At 72.5% G+C, this 18798-nt stretch carries 16 protein-coding genes and 3 tRNA genes; 6 read left to right on the forward strand and 13 right to left on the reverse strand.

The genetic code is table 11. From position 1 onward, the window contains the following. Window positions 1-13 precede the first annotated feature (13 nt). The 3 genes from ABZ898_RS08265 to ABZ898_RS08275 form a co-directional block, all read right to left on the reverse strand. Entirely contained in the window at window positions 14-1948 is a 1935-nt protein-coding gene (locus tag ABZ898_RS08265; protein WP_361654207.1) for a kelch motif-containing protein, read from the reverse strand. Continuing rightward, a complete protein-coding gene (locus tag ABZ898_RS08270) occupies window positions 1945-3840 on the reverse strand; it encodes a cellulose synthase catalytic subunit (protein ID WP_361654210.1) in 1896 nt (631 codons plus the stop codon). Before ABZ898_RS08270 ends, ABZ898_RS08265 begins: the two co-directional genes overlap by 4 nt. A 367-nt stretch (window positions 3841-4207) precedes the next feature. Beyond that, window positions 4208-4281, reverse strand: a tRNA-Lys gene (locus tag ABZ898_RS08275). Window positions 4282-4467: 186 nt separating this feature from the next. Here ABZ898_RS08275 and ABZ898_RS08280 point away from each other — a divergent pair. The 3 genes from ABZ898_RS08280 to ABZ898_RS08290 all read left to right on the forward strand — a co-directional run bounded on the left by ABZ898_RS08280 (window position 4468) and on the right by ABZ898_RS08290 (window position 7731). Then, window positions 4468-5763 carry a peptidoglycan-binding protein gene (locus ABZ898_RS08280; RefSeq protein WP_361654213.1) on the forward strand — a complete coding sequence of 432 codons (1296 nt, stop codon included), beginning with the start codon at window positions 4468-4470 and terminating at the stop codon, window positions 5761-5763. 91 nt (window positions 5764-5854) lie between these two features. Then, window positions 5855-6994: an SPFH domain-containing protein gene (locus ABZ898_RS08285; protein ID WP_361654216.1), complete on the forward strand. Its 1140-nt coding sequence runs from the start codon at window positions 5855-5857 to the stop codon at window positions 6992-6994. 122 nt (window positions 6995-7116) lie between these two features. Next, the gene (locus ABZ898_RS08290) at window positions 7117-7731 is read left to right on the forward strand and encodes a lytic polysaccharide monooxygenase (protein ID WP_361654219.1); all 615 of its coding nucleotides are present in this window, start codon (window positions 7117-7119) and stop codon (window positions 7729-7731) included. A 63-nt stretch (window positions 7732-7794) separates the two neighbouring features. Here the strand turns inward: ABZ898_RS08290 and ABZ898_RS08295 are convergent. The 6 genes from ABZ898_RS08295 to ehuB all read right to left on the reverse strand — a co-directional run bounded on the left by ABZ898_RS08295 (window position 7795) and on the right by ehuB (window position 11910). Beyond that, window positions 7795-7868, reverse strand: a tRNA-Lys gene (locus ABZ898_RS08295). Between the two features lie 88 nt (window positions 7869-7956). Further along, window positions 7957-8715, reverse strand: coding sequence for an IclR family transcriptional regulator C-terminal domain-containing protein (locus ABZ898_RS08300; protein ID WP_361654222.1), 759 nt, complete (start codon window positions 8713-8715; stop codon window positions 7957-7959). 217 nt (window positions 8716-8932) lie between these two features. Then, window positions 8933-9706, reverse strand: coding sequence for an ectoine/hydroxyectoine ABC transporter ATP-binding protein EhuA (gene ehuA / locus ABZ898_RS08305; RefSeq protein WP_361654224.1), 774 nt, complete (start codon window positions 9704-9706; stop codon window positions 8933-8935). After that, a complete protein-coding gene (gene ehuD, locus ABZ898_RS08310; RefSeq protein WP_361654226.1) occupies window positions 9696-10346 on the reverse strand; it encodes an ectoine/hydroxyectoine ABC transporter permease subunit EhuD in 651 nt (216 codons plus the stop codon). Before ehuD ends, ehuA begins: the two co-directional genes overlap by 11 nt. Continuing rightward, window positions 10343-10987 (reverse strand): ectoine/hydroxyectoine ABC transporter permease subunit EhuC, encoded by a 645-nt coding sequence (gene ehuC / locus ABZ898_RS08315; RefSeq protein WP_361654228.1) that lies wholly within the window; start codon window positions 10985-10987, stop codon window positions 10343-10345. The genes ehuD and ehuC overlap by 4 nt, the downstream gene beginning before the upstream one ends. Next, window positions 10984-11910, reverse strand: coding sequence for an ectoine/hydroxyectoine ABC transporter substrate-binding protein EhuB (gene ehuB / locus ABZ898_RS08320; protein WP_361654231.1), 927 nt, complete (start codon window positions 11908-11910; stop codon window positions 10984-10986). Before ehuB ends, ehuC begins: the two co-directional genes overlap by 4 nt. A 297-nt stretch (window positions 11911-12207) precedes the next feature. Here ehuB and ABZ898_RS08325 point away from each other — a divergent pair, with 297 nt between their 5' ends. Continuing rightward, window positions 12208-12936: a decarboxylase gene (locus tag ABZ898_RS08325; protein WP_361654234.1), complete on the forward strand. Its 729-nt coding sequence runs from the start codon at window positions 12208-12210 to the stop codon at window positions 12934-12936. A 92-nt stretch (window positions 12937-13028) separates the two neighbouring features. After that, window positions 13029-14117 (forward strand): LLM class flavin-dependent oxidoreductase, encoded by a 1089-nt coding sequence (locus ABZ898_RS08330; protein WP_361654237.1) that lies wholly within the window; start codon window positions 13029-13031, stop codon window positions 14115-14117. Here ABZ898_RS08330 and ABZ898_RS08335 read toward each other — a convergent pair. After that, the gene (locus ABZ898_RS08335) at window positions 14096-15910 is read right to left on the reverse strand and encodes an EAL domain-containing protein (RefSeq protein ID WP_361654240.1); all 1815 of its coding nucleotides are present in this window, start codon (window positions 15908-15910) and stop codon (window positions 14096-14098) included. The genes ABZ898_RS08330 and ABZ898_RS08335 overlap by 22 nt on opposite strands. 369 nt (window positions 15911-16279) lie before the next feature. On the opposite strand from ABZ898_RS08335, the gene ABZ898_RS08340 reads away from it, so the two are divergent. Further along, on the forward strand, window positions 16280-17494 hold the full coding sequence (locus ABZ898_RS08340; RefSeq protein WP_361654703.1) for a M6 family metalloprotease domain-containing protein: 1215 nt from the start codon (window positions 16280-16282) through the stop codon (window positions 17492-17494). A 52-nt stretch (window positions 17495-17546) separates the two neighbouring features. Here ABZ898_RS08340 and ABZ898_RS08345 read toward each other — a convergent pair. The 3 genes from ABZ898_RS08345 to ABZ898_RS08355 all read right to left on the reverse strand — a co-directional run bounded on the left by ABZ898_RS08345 (window position 17547) and on the right by ABZ898_RS08355 (window position 18664). Beyond that, a tRNA-Lys gene (locus ABZ898_RS08345) sits at window positions 17547-17620 on the reverse strand. Further along, complete coding sequence (locus tag ABZ898_RS08350) at window positions 17611-18240, reverse strand: bifunctional DNA primase/polymerase (protein WP_361654242.1); 630 nt, start codon at window positions 18238-18240, stop codon at window positions 17611-17613. Before ABZ898_RS08350 ends, ABZ898_RS08345 begins: the two co-directional genes overlap by 10 nt. Before the next feature lie 52 nt (window positions 18241-18292). After that, window positions 18293-18664, reverse strand: a complete 372-nt coding sequence (locus ABZ898_RS08355) for a hypothetical protein (protein ID WP_361654245.1) — start codon at window positions 18662-18664, stop codon at window positions 18293-18295. Window positions 18665-18798: the final 134 nt, after the last annotated feature.

Genomic DNA, 18798 nt, shown 5'->3' on the forward strand with positions numbered 1-18798 from the left:
CGGGTTCCGCGACCTACGGCACGCGCACCCACCTGGCCTTCGACGGCGTCCCCTGGTCGTCGTCGACGAACAGCATGTACCACCCGGACTGCACCAGGTTCCGGTCGGCGGGCACCCGTACGGTGATCCGGTCGCCCGAGACGCCGAAGCCGAGCGCGATCGACCGCTGGTCCACGTCCGTCACATGGGTCGCCGCGCTCGGCCTGATCAGCCGGGCCTTGCGGATGCTCGACGCGTGCGGCGAGGTGAACGTCCCCGAACCGCCCCGCGCGATGCTCTCCGGCCCCCTGCCGAGCGAGGGCCGCGAACCCCGGTACAGGTAGGGCGGGGTGTAGATCTCGATCCGCTGCTCGAAGCTCCCCGGCTCGGTGTCGGCCCGGTTCCCGTAGAGCGGGTCCGAGCCGAAGAACAGCACGCGCCCGTCCGGCAGCAGGACCGATCCGGAGTGGTAGTTGCGCCCCACCAGCGGATCGGCGACCCGGGTGAAGCGGCCGGTGCCCGGGTGGTAGATCCGCGCCTGGAGGATGTCGGAGCCGCCCCGGCCCCGGTAGTCCCGCGACCCGCCCGACACCAGCACGGTGTCGTCCGGCAGCACGGACGCCTGCGGGTACCGGGTGCCCTGGTCCAGCGAGGGCCCGTCCACGAAGCGCGGTTCGCGCGCCCTGAGGTCGATCAGCCGGGTCTTCCTGCTGGACAGCCGGGACTCGCCGACCCCGCCCCCGCCGATCACCAGGTACCGCTCGTCCTGCGCCGGAGGCAGCAGCACCGTCCCCGAGGTCTCCAGCCGGCCGGGATCGCTCATCCCCGGCAGCACGGTGAACTCGTTGGTGTCCACGTCCCAGATCCCCGGCTCGCGGCCCACGTCGTCGGGGCCGTACCCCGCGTTGGAGCCCGAGTAGAAGACCTTGCCGTTCCGCGTCAGGAACAGCGCCGGGTAGGTCGGGAACTGCCGGACCTCGGCGGTGTACGCCCACTTCTTCGTCGCCGGGTCGAACACCTCGTTCTTGCCCGGCACCAGCTGCCCGATGTCGTCCAGGCCCGAGACGCTGAGCACCCTGCCGTCCGACAGGGTGGTGAGCGTCGGGTACCAGCGGGCCTCCTTCATCGGGTCGACCTTGATGTACCGCTCGGCCACCGGATCGAACTCGAAGGCGTCGCGGATGCCCTGGAAGTCCTTCTTGTCGAGCGCCAGCTTCTGCGCGATGCCGTACGTGTTGCGCGCCTCGGCGCCGGTGAGGCCCCGCACCCGGTAGTTGTCCTGCGTGCCGGTCTGGTACCGGGTGCCGCTGCGTTGCGCCTCGACGTAGATCCGGCCGAGGCCGGGGTCGTTGCGCAGGAAGCGGCCCGCGCGGTCGAAGACCTTCTTGGCGCGCGGGACGAGGACGGGGTCCTTGGAGGCGAAGGTGCGGCCGTTGTCCCTGCCGGTGAAGCGGGTGCCGGCGGGCAGGGTGACGGGCCTGTCCGGGTTCTCGTTGTGGACGATCATCAGGCCGCCCGCCTTGGTCACGTCGCCCTTCAGCTTCTCGTACCGCTTGGTGCCGCCCGCGATCAGCAGGTTGCCGTCGGCGAGCTGGGTGTGGCCGGTGCAGAAGAGGTCCTTGGGCGTGGGGATCTTCTTGACCGTGCCCTTGACCGGGTCCCACAGCCGGGTGTCGAACTTCTTGGCGTCGAAGTTGTCCTGGTTGTTGCCCGACCCCGCCACCAGCAGCACCTTCCCGGTGCGCAGCAGGGCCGCGTGGATGGTGTCCTGGCGGTACTCCTCGGGGAACTCCACGATCTCCCAGCGGCCGTTGGCGGCCTTGTACTCCGGCTTGTCGATCTTGTACTGGTGGTACCGCACGGTGCCGAAGCGGTAGAGCCACGGGCCGTTCATCCCGGCCAGCGCGAGGACCACCACCGCGCTCATCCCCAGTCGGCGGGCGCGGCGGCGGCCGGTGAGGTGCCTCATTCCTTGACTCCCCCCAGCCCGCCCAGGGCGATCCGCAGGGTCTGCTCGCCGTCACCGTCGCGGGCCGTGCGCTGCGCGGGGACGCGCGGCGCGGGCAGCGGCTCCGGTACGGGCGCGGCGGCCACGCCCGCCGCGCGTGCGCCGGACCGCTCCCGCCCCAGGGACCACCGCCAGACGAGGATCGGGGAGGCGGTGATCAGCAGCGCCAGGGCCGCCCACGTGATCATCGCCGGGTGGGCGTGGCCCAGCGTGAGGCCCGCGGCCAGCGAGCCGGCGAAGACCGCGATGAAGAACCAGTGGACGCGGAACGTCCCGAACAGCGTGTCGGGGCTGGCCGAGTCGCCCTTGGGGGTCACCACGAACCTGCTCCCGCGGCGCAGCACCGCGTCCAGCAGCGAGCGGGCGTACACCGGCGCGGACAGCGCCGACATCATCATGCCCGCGACCCCGCCGGAGCCCTCCGGCTCGTGCGGGGAGACGTTGTGCCGCCGGTTCCAGACGTACAGCCCGATCTGCAGCGCGGAGGCGTTGCCGTACAGCATCAGCCACACGGTGGGGTCGATGTTCACGCCCGAGGCGCCCAGGCCCAGGAAGAGGGCGCAGCTCAGCGAGGCCAGAATCCAGTTGAGGGCGGACATCGGGTAGAAGACGATCATCATCGTGTAGTTGAAGAGCTTGCCGGGCGGCAGGGTGAAGAAGCCCTTCCAGTACTGCTTGAGGATCGTCTCGTAGGTGCCCCGCGACCAGCGCAGCTGCTGGGTGAAGAAGTCGGTCCAGGCGTTCGGTCCCTCGCCCACCGCCAGCACGTCCGGGGTGTACACCGAGCGCCACTTGCGGCCGGTGGCCGGGTTCGTGGCGCGGTGCATCTCGAAGCCGGTCGCCATGTCCTCGGTGATCGAGTCGTAGAGCCCGCCGATCTGCTTCAGCGCGCGGATGCGCACCGCGTTGGAGGTGCCGACGAACATCGCGCCGCCGTAGCGGTTCCCGGCGCGCTGGACGAGGGCGTGGAAGAGGAACTGCTGGGACTCGGCGGCCTTGGTGACGAACGAGTCGTAATTGCCGTACACCTGCGGGCCGATGACGAAGCCGACGTCCGGGTCGCGGAAGTAGCCGAGCATCCGCTCCAGGTAGTTGGGCAGCGGTACGTGGTCGGTGTCGACGGAGGCGAAGAAGTCGTAGCCGTCGCCGTGCGCGTCCAGCCAGGCGTTGTAGTTGCCGTGCTTGGTCCTCGCGCGGTGCGGTCCCGAGGGCGTGTTCCAGCGGGCCACGCCCTTGCGGGTGAAGTGGCGGACGCCGAGCCGGGCGCAGACCTCCCTGACGGCCGGGTCGTCGCCCTCGTCCAGCAGCCAGACGTGCAGGACGCCCCGGTGCCGCAGCCGGACGGCCGCCTGAAGGGTGCGCGTGACCATCTCCAGCGGCTCCTTGCCGGGCACGAAGGAGGTCAGGAAGGCCACGCGGGTGCCGGCCTCGGGCACCACCGGCACCGGGTCCCGGGCGACGAGGGTGGCGTGCGCGTTGGACAGCACGTTCACGCAGCGGAAGAACTCGATCAGGCCGATCGAGATCAGCATGGCGGTGTCCAGCACCGGCAGGAAGCCGCCTGCCGGGTGGTCGCGCTCGGTCCAGTGGTCCGGCTGGAGCAGCCAGGCCAGCAGGACGAGCGAGAGCAGCGGGGCGGCGCCCAGCATGAGCGCGGCGCGTATCCGGTGGGTCTCCTGCGAGAGCAGCGAGCGGTGGCGCACGGTGTAGGGCCGCCCGGCGGGCGGCTCGGTGAGCGGGCCGGCGAGTCTGCTGTAGTGCTCGTAGTCGTATCCCGGCAGGCCCGGTCCCGTCCGGCCGGGCCGGTGCGCGACGGTTCTCGGCCCGGTGGTGCGTGACGGATCGTCCGTCATGTGTCATCCCCCCACACGCGCGGGTCGGCGCGTGTTCCGTCAGTCCTTCCGCCCGCGACGGACCTCCCCAGGGCCGGCGCGGGCGACTCCATGGCATGCGGCCGTGACCGAGCCCTGACTCACCGTGAGCAGGGCAGGGAACGGCGATGCTCCGGTCGCGGCGCGAGACGGCCCCCTGGGCTCGGTGCGCGACCGGTACTTCCCCCCAACTGCCGTGTTTCCACGGCATCATGGACAACAGGGTTCTACGGCTATGAGCATGATCGCAAGATGCGAAACCTGTTGTTTACCGGTCAAAACCGTTCATTGCGGTGAAGGGAAACGCAAGCAGGCCCCCCGTTCGCACGGGGGGCCTGCTCGTTGTCTGTGCGCCGCCAGGGACTCGAACCCCGGACCCGCTGATTAAGAGTCAGCTGCTCTAACCAACTGAGCTAGCGGCGCCTGCTGACAGGAAAACTCTACAGGACCGGCCAGGGTGCTCCCGACCACCGCCGGGCCGCCCGGGGAGCCGCCCGGAGGGTCGTGTGCACCATTCGGACCGTCAACATGCGCGTCACGGGGACAGTTGTGAGACTGATCAACGTGCACACACCCGGACAAACCCACCCCGAATGTGAGGCAGGTCGCATGACTGCTCCGGTGTTCGAGGAATTCGATCCGGCGAGCGACTGCGACTGCCTCGGCTGCGCCCGGTGGCGGCGGGTCGCCCCCCGGCCGTCGTCCGCCCGTACCGGCGGCCGCCCGGCCGCGCGCAGCGCCGTGGTCATGGCCGCCGCGGCGTCCGCCGTCCTCGGCGCCGTCCCCCCGGCCACCGCCCTCACCGCGCAGCCGCCCCGGCACACCGCCCCCCACCGCCCCGGCGCCCCGGCGGCGGACGAGGGGCCCGCCACCCCGCAGGGCACCGCCGTGCCGCTGCACGGTCCGGGCGGCTCGCCCGCCCGGCCGCTCGCCCGGACCCCGGCCACCACCCGGACCGAGATCATCAACCGGGCCAAGCTCTGGGTCACCGCGAAGGTGCCGTACAGCATGACCGCCTTCTGGTCGGACGGGTACCGCCAGGACTGCTCGGGCTACGTCTCCATGGCCTGGGGGCTGCTCTCCAACGAGTGGACGGGAAGCCTCGGCCAGTTCGCGGTGAAGATCACCAAGGAGGAGCTCCAGCCCGGCGACATCCTGCTCTTCCACAACCCGGCCGACCCCCAGGGCGGCTCGCACGTCGTGATCTTCGGCGGCTGGACCGACCACACCCACACCGCCTACACGGCGTACGAGCAGACGCCGCCGCACACCCGCCGCCAGAGCACGCCCTACGCGTACTGGAACAACAGCGCCAAGTACCTCCCCTACCGCTACAAGGGCGTGACCGCGGGCTCGGCGGGCGCCGAGCCGTCGACCACCACCCCGGTGCCCTTCCCCGGCACCTCGTACTTCGGGCCCGGCGCGAACAACAAGTACGTGACCATGCTCGGCGAGATGCTCGTGGCCAGGGGCGGCGGCTCCTTCTACACCAAGGGCCCCGGACCGGTCTGGGGCGAGGCCGACCGGCTCGCGACCCAGGCGTTCCAGAAGGCCCAGGGCTGGACCGGCTCGGCCGCCGACGGGCTGCCGGGGCCGCGCACCTGGGAGCTGCTGGTCACCGGCGGCGGCAAGGACATCGCCCCCGCCACACCGGGCTCCACCGCCGGGCGCGCCTTCCCCGGCAAGCAGTACTTCCGGGCGGGCGCCGAGAACGCGCACGTCACCCGGCTCGGACGGCAACTCGTGAAGAAGGGATTCGGCAGGTACTACACCACCGGCCCCGGACCGCGCTGGAGCGAGTCCGACCGGCGGGCCGTGGAGGCGTTCCAGCGCGCCCAGGGCTGGCGCGGCGGAGCGGCGGACGGCTGGCCGGGCCCCGAGACCTGGCGGCGCCTGTTCGCCTGAAGGCGCCGGTCCGCCCCGGGGTCCTCCGCGCTCGCGCGGGAACCCCGCATCCCCTGTCATGACGCATCTGGCGCGGAGGCTGGAGGCACCCATGAGCACGACCACACCACACACGCACGAGTCCGAGGAGCACCCGGAGGGCCTGCCGGGCGGCACCGCGGCCGTCCTCAGGCCGCCCCGGGTCATCCACAACGAGGCGACCACCGAGATCCCCGTCCACCTGCTCTTCCGCGACGAGCCCGCCCCCGGTCCGCGGCCGGGGCGGCCCGCCGTGGTGAGCCGCCGGCAGGGCACCGGCGAGCAGCCCAGGGCCGGCCGTCCGGCGCCGGTCCGCAGACGGCCCGAGCTGCTTCCCGACCCGGAGCTCAAGGAGCGTCCGGCGCGGGTGCTGCCCGGCGCGGCCGGGGTGCTGGCGGGGCTCGGCGGAGTCGCCGGATGCCTGGCCACCTCGTGGTGGGCGGGGGTGCTGCCGCCCCTCGCCGGGCAGGCGGTGGGGCTGCCCGTCCATCCCGGCGCGGGACTCGGCGCCGCGCAGTGGGCGGCGTACGCGGGGGCCGGGGCGCTGGGGCTGTCCGGCTTCGGCGGGCTGGCCCGCGGACGCACCGGACGGGCCTGGGTGCTGGGCCTGTTCGGCCGGTACCGGGGGACGGTGCGGCGGACCGGACTGCTGTGGATCAACCCGCTGCTGCGCCGGCGCCGGGCCGATGTGCGGCTGCGGCACTGGCGCAGCGGGGCGGTGCCCGCGGCGGACGCGAACGGGGTCGCGCTGCGCGTGGTGGTGCTGGTGGTGTGGCGGGTGCGGGACACCGCGCGGGCGCTGCTCGGGATCGAGGAGCACGAGACCTATCTGCGCGAGTGCGTGGAGGCCGCGCTGGCGCGGGTCCCGGTGGAGCTGCCGGGCGGGGCGCGCAGCGGGGCGGACGCGGCGGGGGACGCGCTGACCCGCCTGGTGGCGGCCGATGTGGCGCCGGTCGGGGTGGAGGTGTTCTCCGTGCAGCCGGTCCGGGTGGAGTACGCGCCCGAGGTCGCCGCCGCGATGCACCGGCGCCGGATCGCCGCGCTGGACGCCCAGCAGCGGGCCACCATGCTCAGCTCGGTGGTGGACTCGGTGGAGGACACGGTGACCCGGCTGACCACGCGCGGGCTGGTCGAGCTGGACGACTACGAGCGCAAGGTGCTGGTGCGGGACCTCACGGTGGCGTTCTGCTCCGCCCGCAGCGAGCCGGTCTGACGAGGGCCGCCGGATGGTATGGACATGTTCAACTCCCGGCAATAATCTGGGACTTGGTCTGGACCATCCGCACGGCTCGGCTCAGTGAGCCTTCCCCCACGACGTTCCCCAGGAGCGGCAGCATGCGTACCAGGACCAGGTTGTCAGCGTTGTCCGCGGCCGTGCTCGGCATGGCCACCGCCGGCGTCTTCGTGCTCTCCACCGGCGGCGCCAGCGGCCACGGCTACACCGATCTGCCGGTCAGCCGGCAGAAGCTCTGCCAGAACGGCTCCGTGACCAACTGCGGCGACATCCAGTGGGAGCCGCAGAGCGTCGAGGGCCCCAAGGGCTTCCCCGGCTCCGGCCCCGGCGACGGCCAGCTCTGCGGCGGCGGGAACAGCCGCTTCGGCCAGCTCAACGCCCCGAACACCCCTTCGGGCGGCGCCTGGCCCACCACCAGGGTCACCGGCGGCCAGTCGTACACCTTCCGCTGGCAGTTCACCGCCATGCACGCGACCAGCGACTTCACGTACTACGTCACCAAGCAGGGCTGGAACCAGAACCACGCCCTGGCCCGCTCCGACCTCAACCTGACCCCGTTCCTGACGGTCCCGTACAACGGCCAGCGTCCTCCGTCCACGCTGAGCCACAGCGGCACCCTTCCCAGGGGGCTGAGCGGCCACCACGTCATCCTCGCGGTATGGAACGTGGCCGACACGACGAACGCCTTCTACGCCTGCTCGGACGTCACCTTCTGAGTGAGGGCCCCGGACGGAAAGCACCGAGGGCGGGTCGATTCCTCGACCCGCCCTCGGTATCTGTGCGCCGCCAGGGACTCGAACCCCGGACCCGCTGATTAAGAGTCAGCTGCTCTAACCAACTGAGCTAGCGGCGCATGACTCTCGCCTTCCGCTCTTGAGCGGCCGGCGACAGAGAAAATACTACCTGGTCCCCGGGGGTGCTCCGGACCACCGCCGGCGGCGCTACAGGGCCAGCGAGAGCAGCACCGGGGCGGCGTGCCGGTTGAGCGCGTCCGCGGCCTGCCGCAGCCGGTGCGCGCGCTCCACCGGCAGCGAGACCGCCAGGCAGCCGACCGAGGAACCGGCCGTGATCGGGACGGCCGCGCAGACCGTGCCGACCGCGTACTCCTGGAGGTCCAGGACGGGGACGGTGGGCGGCTGGGACTCCAGCCGGGAGAGCAGCAGCTTGTCGCTGGTGATCGTGCGCGAGGTCAGCCGGGCCATCCGGTGCCGGGACAGGTGGTCGCGCCGGGCGTCGTGGTCGAGCTGGGTCAGCAGGCTCTTGCCGACGGCGGTGGCGTGGGCGGAGGAGCGGAAGTCCACCCACTCGTTGACCGCGGGGGCGCTCGGCCCGGCCGCGTACTGGGTGACCTGCACCTCGCCGTCCTCGTACCGGCTGATGTAGACCGCCGCGCCGACCGAGTCGCGCAGCCGGTCCAGCGTGTGCTGGAGCTTCTCGCGCAGGGCGCGCTCGTGGTCGTGCGCGGAGGTGAGGCGGCGCAGGGTGTCGCCGGTGACGTAGGCGCCGTCGGCGGTCCGCTCGACGTACCCCTCGCGGCGCAGCATGCGCAGCAGCGCGGCCAGCCGCGCGGCGTCCAGGCGGGCCTCGCGGGCCAGTCCGGACCCGGCGACCCCGGCGGGGTGGCGGGCGACGGTCTCCAGCACGCGCAGCGCGTCCCGGGCGGAGTGGTGCGGGGCGGTCGGCTCGTGCTTCAGCGCCACGGTTTCCCCCTGCGCTCGCTTCCTTGGCCGCGAGATCCGGTCGGCGGATCGCTTCCACGATAACGGGCAAGGGGCGCGCGCGGAGGGGGTGTTGACGGGATTCGGGCCGCGCCGGCAGCCCCGGGAGCTGCGACGGCCGCCCCCTGGCATATGCCAGGGACATCATCCAGTGCCTGGACCTCGGCTTCCCGCCTTCACCCTCCTCCGCCCGCCGCGCCTACAGCACCGCGCCGAGGAATTCCCGCGTCCGCTCCTGCTCCGGATCGCCGAAGATCTTCTCCGGCGGACCGGACTCCACCACCCGACCCTGGTCGAACATCAGCACCTGGTCGGAGATGTCGCGGGCGAAGCCCATCTCGTGGGTGACGCAGAGCATGGTGATGTCGGTGCCGCGCGCGATGTCCCGCAGCACGTCCAGCACGCCCGCGACCAGCTCCGGGTCGAGCGCGCTGGTCACCTCGTCCAGCAGCAGCACCCGCGGCCGCATGGCCAGCGCCCGCGCGATGGCGACCCGCTGCTGCTGTCCGCCGGAGAGCCGGGTGGGCCGCGCGTCGAGCTTGTCGGAGAGCCCGACCAGCTCCAGCAGCTCCCGCGCCCGCGCCTCCGCCTCGTCCCGGGAGAGCCCCAGCACCTGGACCGGCGCCTCGGTGATGTTGCGCAGCACCGACATGTTCGGGAACAGGTTGAAGTGCTGGAACACCATCCCGATCTTCTTCCGCACCTCGCGGACCTGCTTCTCCGGCGCCGGGAACAGCGCCTGGCCGTCCACGGTGATGGTGCCCTCGTCCGGCTCGGTGAGCGTCATCAGCAGGCGCAGGATCGTGGTCTTGCCCGACCCGGAGGGGCCGATCAGGGTCACGTGCCTGCCCGCGTCCACCGAGAAGTCCAGGCGGTCGAGGACCGTGTTGGCGCCGAAGCGCTTGGTGACGCTCTCCAGCCGGATCAGCTCACCGGACCGGGTCTGCTTCGGCAGGTCGATATCAGCGGACAAGACGTCGCTCCAGTGCTCGCAGGAGAAGGGAGGCCAGGTAGGACAGGACGATGAAGGCCACGCCGATCACGGTCAGCGGCTCGGTGAACTGGAAGCTCGCCTGCGAGAACAGCCGCGCCCGGCCGAGCATCTCCAGCACGGTGATCACCATCAGCATCGGGGTGTCCTTCAGCATGGCGATCACGTAGTTGCCGAGCGCGGGAATCACCCGGCGCACGGCCTGCGGCAGGATCACCGCGGTCCAGGTCCGCCACCGGGGCAGACTCAGCGCAGTCGCCGCCTCCCACTGGCCCGCCGGCACGGCCTCGATGCCCGCCCGGTAGACCTGCATGGTGTACGTCGAGTAGTGCAGCCCGATGGCGAGGACGCCCGTGGTCAGCGCCGAGAAGGCGACGCCCCGTTCGGGCAGCACGTAGAAGAGGAAGAACAGCTGCACCAGCAGCGGGGTGTCCCGTACGAACTCGGTGACCGCGCCCACCGGCCAGCGCACCCAGCGCGAGGGCACCCGCATCAGCAGCGCCCACACCAGCCCCAGCGAGAACGACAGCAGCGAGCCGAGCGCCACCACCTGGAGCGTGACCAGCAGACCGTGCCAGAAGTACGGCATGAAGTCGCCCACGGCGTTCCAGTCCCACCTCACGCGGCACCCCCCTTCAGCCGCTTCTCCAGCGAGCGCATCAGCCGGGTCAGCCCGAACGCGATCACGAAGTAGATCAGCAGGACGTACGTGTAGATCTCCGCGCTCTGCTGGAGGGCGAGCCGCACCAGGTTGGCGCTGAAGGCCAGGTCGCCCATGCCCATCACCGACACCAGCGCGGTGCCCTTGAGCAGCTCGATCAGCAGGTTGGAGAACGGCGGCACCATCTCGGGCACCGCCTGCGGCAGCAGGATCAGCCGCAGCCGCTGCCAGGAGGTGAAGCCGAGGGCGATCCCGCCCTCGCGCTGGGCCGGGTCGACCGCGTTCAGCGCGCCGCGCACGATCTCCGAGCCGTAGGCGCCGTACGTCAGCCCCAGCGCCAGGGTGCCCGCCCACAGCGGGACCAGCTGCCAGCCGAAGGCGATGGGCAGCACGAAGAACACCCAGAAGATCATCACCAGCGCCGAGGTGCCGCGGAACACCTCGGTGTACAGGCCCGCGAGGAAGCGCACGAGCCGGCGCCGGCCGGTGCGCGCGATCCCGACGGCGAAGGACACCGCCGACGCCAGCAGCGCGCTCAGCACGAGGAGCTGGACGGTCGTCCAGACACCCCGCAGGACGAGTTCCCACAGTCCCGAGGTCATCCGCCGCACAGCTCCTTCGCGGTGAGGTCCGTCATCTCGGCCTCGGTGAACCCGAACGGCTTGAGGACGCGCAGCAGTTCACCGGTCCGCTTCAGCTCGCGCAGTTCGGTGTTGAAGGCGTCCCGCAGCCGCGTCTCGCCGGGCCGGAACGCGAACGCGCCCCCGTCGATGTGCCGTTCGCCCTTCACCAGTGGCGCGAACGGCTCGGTGGACTCCGCCTTGCGGGACTTCCTGACCACCTCGCGGACGGTGAGCGCCGTACCGGCGAACACGTCGACCCGGCCGGCCTCCACCGCGTTCAGCCCGGCGACCTGGTCCGGCACGATGAGGATGTCGCCCTCCCGGTAGCCCGCCTCGACGGCGTACTGGATCTCGGCGTAGCCGGCGCCGGTGGCGAACCTGGCCTTCTTCTCCACCACGTCCCGGTAGGAGCGCAGGCCCTCGGGGTTGCCCTTGCGGACGATGAAGGCGTCCTTCATCTGGTAGTCCGGGTCGGCGAAGATCACCTGGCGGCAGCGCTCGGGGTTGACGTACATCCCGGCGGCCACCACGTCGAACTGCTGGGAGTTCAGGCCCGGTATGAGCGAACCGAACTCCGTCGGCACCGGCTGCACCCGCTCCACCCCGAGCCGCTTGAAGATCACTCTGGCGAGTTCCGGCGCCTCCCCGGTGAGCCGGCCGTCCCGGTCGATGAACCCGAAAGGCACCTCACCGGCGATTCCCAGCCGTACGACACCCTGGGCGCGGAGCCGGTCCAGCAGGCCCCCGCCCTTCTCCCCTGACGCGGCCGCCACCCGCGTGCAGCCCGTCGCACCCAGCGCGCCCACCCCGCCCAGTGCCAGTGCGCCCAGGAGCACCGCCCGTCTCTCCCGCAGGCGCACCGGCCGGATTCTTTCCGTGTCCTTGCCAAGTCGAGAAGCCATGGCGGCGCCGCTACCCAGGTCCGCACACGTCATGCGCGTCGATATCTCGCCGCACAGGGGGAGTTCGGCGGCCCGGAACCCAACCGTGCGCACCGCCAGCCCCGTTGACCAGGGATCTTTCCGTCCGCCGTGGTCCGTACGGGGCTCCCGGGGGCGATCGGGCTCCGGCTGGGTACCCGAACACGGAGCGGGGGTGCCCGTACCGCCGTGCGGGCCACGCGGGGCGCCCTCGCGGGAAGAGAGGGAAGGCGCGGGGGAGACCCCTGGGCAGACCTTGGAGAACACAGAAAGGCCGACATGACAGCAATCGGATTCCTCTGTCCGGGCCATCGCGGCGAGGACGACTATCCACGCGTCGAGCAACTGCTCGCCGGCGCGGTCCGGCTGGACCTGGTGCACACCGGCACCGGCGAGGACGCGCACGCGGTGGACCCGCTGCACGGCGCGGACTTCGCCGGGCGGCTCACGGCCGCCATGGAGGGGCTGCGGCTGACCGGCGCGGAGGCGGTGGTCTGGACGAGCCCGGCCGGCGGCTTCGCGCACGGCTGGGACGGCGCGCACGCCGAGGCGACCGCGCTGGCCCGGCTCGCCGGACTGCCCGCGTCCTCGACCTCGCTGGGCTTCGTGCACGCCGCCCGGGCGCTCGGCGTCCGCCGGGTCGCCGTCGCCCACGTCTATCCGCCGAAGACCGCGGAACTCCTGCGCGCGTTCCTCGGCGACGGCGGGCTGGAGGTCACCGGCGCCGACGGCAGCGACGCCGCCGCCGAGCCGTCCGCCGACGGCGGCGAGGCGGAGCTCCTGGCCCTGGCGCGCGCCGCCGACACCCCCGACGCCGAGGCGGTGCTGCTGCCCGACACCGCGCTGCGCACCGCCGCCCACCTGCCCGCCCTGGAGGCCGCGCTCGCCAAGCCGGTGCTCACCGCGTCCCAGGTCTCGGTGTGGGAGGGGCTGCGGCTGACCGATCGCCGGCTGCACACCGACACCCTCGGCACCCTCTTCACCCGCGAGCCCGTCTCACGGCTCTGACCAGCCCCTCGGCACGGCCGCGGGAATAAGCGGGGACTGCCTCCTGTTGCGGCACGCAGGACAGAGCACGCCGTAAACAGGAGGCATCCACCGTGTCGGCAGACGAGATCCGGGGCGCCGTGCACGGCACCGCCCCCGTGCCCCTCTCCGTACTCGACCTGGTCACCGTCGGAGCGGGGAGCACGGCCACCGACGCGCTGCGCACCAGCGTCGAGCTGGCCCGGTCCGCCGAGGCACGCGGCTTTAACCGCTACTGGGTCGCCGAGCACCACTCGATGCCGGGCGTCGCCTCCTCCTCGCCCGCCGTGATCCTGGCCCACCTCGCCGCCCACACCGAGCGCATCCGGCTCGGCTCGGGAGGCGTCATGCTGCCCAACCACGCCCCGCTGGTCATCGCCGAGCAGTTCGGCACCCTGGAGGCCCTGGCGCCGGGCCGCGTCGACCTGGGCCTCGGCCGGGCGCCGGGCACGGACGGGGCGACGGCGGCCGCGCTGCGCCGCTCGGACACCCTGAACGAGGGGGCCGACGACTTCCCGCAGCAGCTCGCCGAACTCACCCGCTTCCTCGACGACGACTTCCCCGACGGGCACCGCTACGCCCGTATCCACGCCATCCCCGGCCCCGTCCAGGGCAGCACGCCCGGCGGGGTGCAGTCCGCGCACCGGCCGGTGATCTGGCTGCTCGGCTCCTCCGGCTTCAGCGCCCGGCTGGCCGGAATGCTCGGCCTGCCCTTCGCCTTCGCCCACCACTTCTCGGCGCAGAACACCGTCCCGGCGCTCGACCTGTACCGCGAGACCTTCCGCCCCTCCGAGGTGCTGGCCGAGCCCTACGCCCTCATCGGGGTCTCCGCGCTGGCCACCGACGACGAGGCCGAGGCGGCCCGCCAGGTCCGCGCGACCGCGCTCAACATGCTCTCGCTGCGCATGGGCCGCCCGGGGCTGTTCCCCGACCCCGAGGTCGCCGCCCGGCACGAGTTCAGCCCCATGGAGGAGGAGTTCGCGTCCTCCTTCACCCGCAACATCGTGCACGGCACGGCGGAGGAGGTCAGGGCCGGCCTGGACGACCTCCACAAGCGCACCGGCGCCGACGAGCTGATGCTCACCAGCCACGCCCACCGCGGCGAGCTGCGGCTGCGCTCCTACGAGCTGATCGCCGACGCCTACGGCCTGCCCGCCGCGTAACTCTGGCTTCCGAGCAGCTCCGTGATGCGGTCCGGCGGCACCGGGCGGGAGTACAGCCACCCCTGTCCGGTGTCGCAGCCGATCCGGCGCAGCCGGGTGGCCTGCGCGGAGGTCTCCACGCACTCCGCGGTGACCGTCAGCCCGAGCCGGTGGGCGAGCTGGATCATCGCCTCCACGATCACCTCGTCGGCCGGATTGGCCGCCGCGCCGGCCGGGCCCGGGTCGCCGCCCTCGTACTGGAAGCCGCGTACGAAGGACCCGTCCAGCTTCAGCACCGAGACCGGGAGCCTGCTCAGGTAGGCGAGGTTGGAGTAGCCGGTGCCGAAGTCGTCGATGGCGATGCGCACGCCCATGTCGCTGAGGGCCTGCAGCGCCTGGATCGGGCGGCCGCCCGACCCCATCACGGCCGACTCGGTCAGCTCCAGCTGGAGCAGGTGCGGGGCGAGCCCGGTCTCCCTGAGCGTGCCGGCCACGTCCGCCACCAGGTCGGAGTCCCACACCTGGCGCACGGCGACGTTCACGCTGACGAAGATGGGCGGCTCGTCCGGGTGGGCGAGCTGCCACTGCCGGGCCTGGCGGCAGGCGGTGAGCAGCGCCCAGCGGCCGAGCTGCACGATGGAGCCGTCCTCCTCGGCCAGTTGGATGAACCGATTCGGCGTCAGCATCCCGAACTGCGGGTGATGCCAGCGCACCAGCGCCTCCACCCCGCTCAGCCGTCCGTCCTCCATGCCGACCAGCGGCTGGTACTCCAGCGCGAACTCCCCGCGCTCGATGGCCGGGCGCAGCGTCGAGGACAGGGCCTGACGGGTGATCCGGTGCGCGTTGCGCTCGGGGTCGAAGAGGGTCCAGCGGGCCTTGCCGTCGGCCTTCGCCCAGTACAGCGTGGTGTCCGCGGCCTGCATCAGACCGGTCGCGGTCGTCCCGGCCATGTGCCGCTCCACCACCCCGATGGACGCGGTCAGCGACAGCCGCCGGCCCGCCAGGTCGAACGGCTCCGCGAGCGCCCGCAGCGCGGAGGCGGCCAGGTCGGAGAGCTGTTCGGTGCCGGTGGAGTCCTCCACGAGCAGCGCGAACTCGTCCCCGCCGAGCCGGGCCACCAGCGGGGCGCCGGCCCGCGTGCCCTCCGTCTCCTCGGCCACATGGGTCAGCCGCTTGGCCACGGCCTCCAGCAGGCGGTCGCCGACGCGGTGGCCCAGGGTGTCGTTGACCGCCTTGAAGCCGTCGAGGTCCAGACAGCACAGGCCGATCCGCCCGGTGCCGACGCCGTCCTCCGGCTCCGCCTCCAGCGCGGCCGACAGCCGCTCGAAGAACAGGGTGCGGTTGGGCAGCCGGGTCACCGGGTCGTGCATGCGCAAGTGCCGCAGACGTGCCTGGAGTTCGCGCCGGGCGCTGATGTCGGAGACGGACAGCAGGGCGCCCGGCGTGCCCTCGGTCAGCGGGGTGACGGTGATCCGCACCCACACCGGGTCGCCGTCGGGCTGCTTGAGCCGCCGGGTGCAGCGCAGCCGGTCCTGGCGGCCCGCGAGCACCTCGCGGTAGACCTGCCGGGTGCGCGGGTCGGGGGCCAGGTCGACGAGGTCGGCCGCGGGGCGCCCGGCCAGTGCGTCGGCGGTCGTGCCCAGCAGCGCTCCCATGGCGGTGTTGGCGTGCGCGACCAGCCCGTCGGGCGTCACCACGGCCATGGGGAGCGGAGCGGTCGTGAAGACCCGGTGGTAGGTCATGGGGTCACCGTCTGTGACGGCTGACCGGTCGAGGTCTGCCCCGGGCGTCGGCCCTTCGGACGTTCCGCTCACCGCTCGCTCCCGCAGTGCACTCGATCCCTGTCCGTGCCGGAAAGTGTGCCGATCATAGAGGCTGGTCCCGGCCCCTTCCAGCCGGTCTCCAGTGTCCCCGACCGACCCGCCCTCCTGACAGATCGTTTCTGCCCGGACCTGGACGGGTTCTTGAGGCCCACGACCGCTTGTGACGTTCCGTGAGTGGTTCGGGGTGTCGGCCACGGGGCGGTCACCGGGACGGCAAACGGGCGTACTCACCCTTCCGGTTCAGGTAAACAGGGCATAGCGCAACATAAGCACACAGTCTGGGTGGCGGTGTCCCGCGAACCGCATCCGGAGGTCCCTGACGTGCCCAAGCTGCGCAGCACCGCCGCCGTGGCCACCACGATGTCGGCGCTCGCCGCGACCTCGATCCTGTCCGGCCCCTCGGTGGCCGACTCCTTCTCACCCGAGCCCTGCGCGCTGCACCGCACCGACGCCCACCACTCCGAGGGGCTGGACGCCTGGAACCCCGCCTACCCGCGCCCCGAGGGCCGGCTCGACGCGGCCCTGGTCTTCCTGTCCTTCCCGGACGCCACCCCGCGCACCACCCCCGCCGAGCTGACCGCCGACCACTTCCCGGCCACCAGCCGCTATTTCGAGCAGTCCTCCTACGGCCGCTTCACCCTGAACCCGCACCCCGTGAACCGCTGGCTGAGGATGCCCCGCCCGTCCACCGACTACGCCATAAGACGGGACTGGGCCGCCTCGGACCGCTCCGCCTACCTGCGGGACGCGTTCGCGGTCGCCGACAGGGCGCTGGACTTCTCCCGCTACGACGTGGTCTACCTCGTGGCCGACCCGGACGCGCCCGGCGTCGACTCCGACGCCACCAAGGTGGTCAACCTCGACTCGCCCGTCCGGCTGGACGGCACCGACGTACGCCGGGTCGTGACGGTCTTCGAGCAGCACCCGCCCGACCGGCTGGTGCTGGCGCACGAGACCGGGCACGTCTTCGACCTCCCGGACCTCTACCACCGCCCCAGCGACAGCAAGGGCGACTGGGACACCCATGTCGGCGACTGGGACCTGATGGGCAGCCAGTTCGGCGAGGCCCCCGACCTGTTCGGCTGGCACAAATGGAAGCTGGGCTGGCTGGACCCCCGCCAGGTGGCCTGCGTACGGGGGACCGGACCGACCCGGCTCACCCTGGAGCCGCTCGCCGCCGGGCCCGGCGTGCCGGTGCGCGGCGCGAGCGGGGAGCCGGCCTTCGGGCTCGGGAACGGCACCAAGCTCGCCGTGGTGCGCACCGGCCCGGACACCGCCCTCGCCTTCGAGGCGCGCGGGCCGGCCGGGAACGACCGCACGGCGTGCAGGCAGGGCATCCTCGTCTACCGGGTGCGCGCCGACGTCGAGTCCGGGGACGGCCCGATCGAGGTGGTGGACGCCCACCCGCGCAGCGAGGCGTGCTGGGAGAACTCGGTCTACCCGCCGCTGGCCGACGCGCCCGTGTCGCTCGGGGAGAGCTTCACCGCGCCGGGGGACGGGGTGCGGGTCGAGGTCGAGGAACGCACCGGCGCCGGGGCGTGGACGGTACGGATCACGCCGGGGGAGGGCGGCTGAGAGCGCGGGGTACACGAAAGGCCCCCGCTCGCGCGAGGGCCTTCGTCGTCTGTGCGCCGCCAGGGACTCGAACCCCGGACCCGCTGATTAAGAGTCAGCTGCTCTAACCAACTGAGCTAGCGGCGCCTGCTGACGTCGTAGACCTTAGCACCCTGGTCGGCGGGAGGAAAAATCGATAACCGGGCCGCCGCGCGGGCCGCCCGCACCGCCGCCCAGAGCATCACCTCGGGGCCGGGCAGCCAGGGGTGCCGGGTGTCCGGCGCGACCAGCCAGCGGGAGCCCGCGGTGGTCCGGGAGCCGCTCTCCAGCGCCGGGACGGTCACCGCGTCCCCGGTGCCGTGGCACAGCAGCGGCGGGACGGCGTGGGTGCGCGGGCCCCACTCCTCCCAGGCCAGCAGTGAGGGCAGCCGCTGGGCGGTGCCGGGCGCCGCGAACAGCAGGGTCCGGCCCCGGTGCACCGCGACCGGGCCGCAGCCCGGCCCCTCCTCCCACAGCCGGTCCAGCATCCGGCGCCCGAAGACCGCGGGCGCGCTCACCACGTCGAAGACCGTGCCACAGGGCAGCACCACCGGGGAGCCGGGCCGCTCCTCCCAGAGGGCGAGCGTGCTGCGCGGATACGTTCCGGCGGAGGCGAGCCAGGAGGCTCCCTCGGCGGTGGCTGCGGTGACGTCCGGTGCACTGGTCATGCACACAGATCTACCGCCGGTGAGCGGACGGTTTCCCTGGGTTGCGGAAATTGGGGACACCAGGGGGCGGGAGGGGGTATCTTGCCCGCCTGGCATATGCCACGTGGGTGGGCTAGTGCGGGTCCGCCGCCCTGCGGCCCTCGGGATCGGCGCCCCGCAGCAGGTCCCGGCCGAACTCCACCATCTTCTTGGCGTAGTCCTCGGTCCACTCCGCCCGCTCGGCGATGTCCGCCGCCGTCAGCCGGTCGAACCTGTGCGGATCGGCGAGCTGGGCCGCGGCCACGGCCTGGAACTCCATGGCCCGGTCGGCCGCGGCGCGGAACGCCTGGGTCAGTTCCGTGGCCCGCGACAGCAGCGCGCGCGGATCGTCGATCGACTCCAGGTCGAAGAAGTGCTCCGGATCGGCGGCCGCCTCCGCGGGCTCGAAGAGCAGGGGCGCGGGGCGTAGCCGCGGTTCGTTCCGACGCGGCGAGGGCTCCGCCATGTCTTCATCTCCTCCTCGTACGTGCGCTGTACGTTCGCTTCCACTCGGCCCCGCCTGCGGCCGGACCACCGTCCATTGTCCCGCGCCGACGCAAGAGGGCCCCCGGGCCAGGCATGCACCGACGGTCAGGACGC

Origin of the sequence: Streptomyces sp. NPDC046860 (assembly GCF_040645115.1) — a bacterium.
Taxonomy (GTDB): domain Bacteria; phylum Actinomycetota; class Actinomycetes; order Streptomycetales; family Streptomycetaceae; genus Streptomyces.

Coding starts and splice junctions, on each gene's coding strand:
- ABZ898_RS08355 (WP_361654245.1), bottom strand. CDS start 18,664: ATGGCGGAGCCCTCGCCGCGTCGGAACGAACCGCGGCTACGCCCCGCG.
- ABZ898_RS08290 (WP_361654219.1), top strand. CDS start 7,117: ATGCGTACCAGGACCAGGTTGTCAGCGTTGTCCGCGGCCGTGCTCGGC.
- ABZ898_RS08265 (WP_361654207.1), bottom strand. CDS start 1,948: ATGAGGCACCTCACCGGCCGCCGCCGCGCCCGCCGACTGGGGATGAGC.
- ehuC (WP_361654228.1), bottom strand. CDS start 10,987: ATGACCTCGGGACTGTGGGAACTCGTCCTGCGGGGTGTCTGGACGACC.
- ABZ898_RS08285 (WP_361654216.1), top strand. CDS start 5,855: ATGAGCACGACCACACCACACACGCACGAGTCCGAGGAGCACCCGGAG.
- ABZ898_RS08325 (WP_361654234.1), top strand. CDS start 12,208: ATGACAGCAATCGGATTCCTCTGTCCGGGCCATCGCGGCGAGGACGAC.
- ABZ898_RS08270 (WP_361654210.1), bottom strand. CDS start 3,840: ATGACGGACGATCCGTCACGCACCACCGGGCCGAGAACCGTCGCGCAC.
- ABZ898_RS08280 (WP_361654213.1), top strand. CDS start 4,468: ATGACTGCTCCGGTGTTCGAGGAATTCGATCCGGCGAGCGACTGCGAC.
- ABZ898_RS08340 (WP_361654703.1), top strand. CDS start 16,280: ATGTCGGCGCTCGCCGCGACCTCGATCCTGTCCGGCCCCTCGGTGGCC.
- ehuB (WP_361654231.1), bottom strand. CDS start 11,910: ATGGCTTCTCGACTTGGCAAGGACACGGAAAGAATCCGGCCGGTGCGC.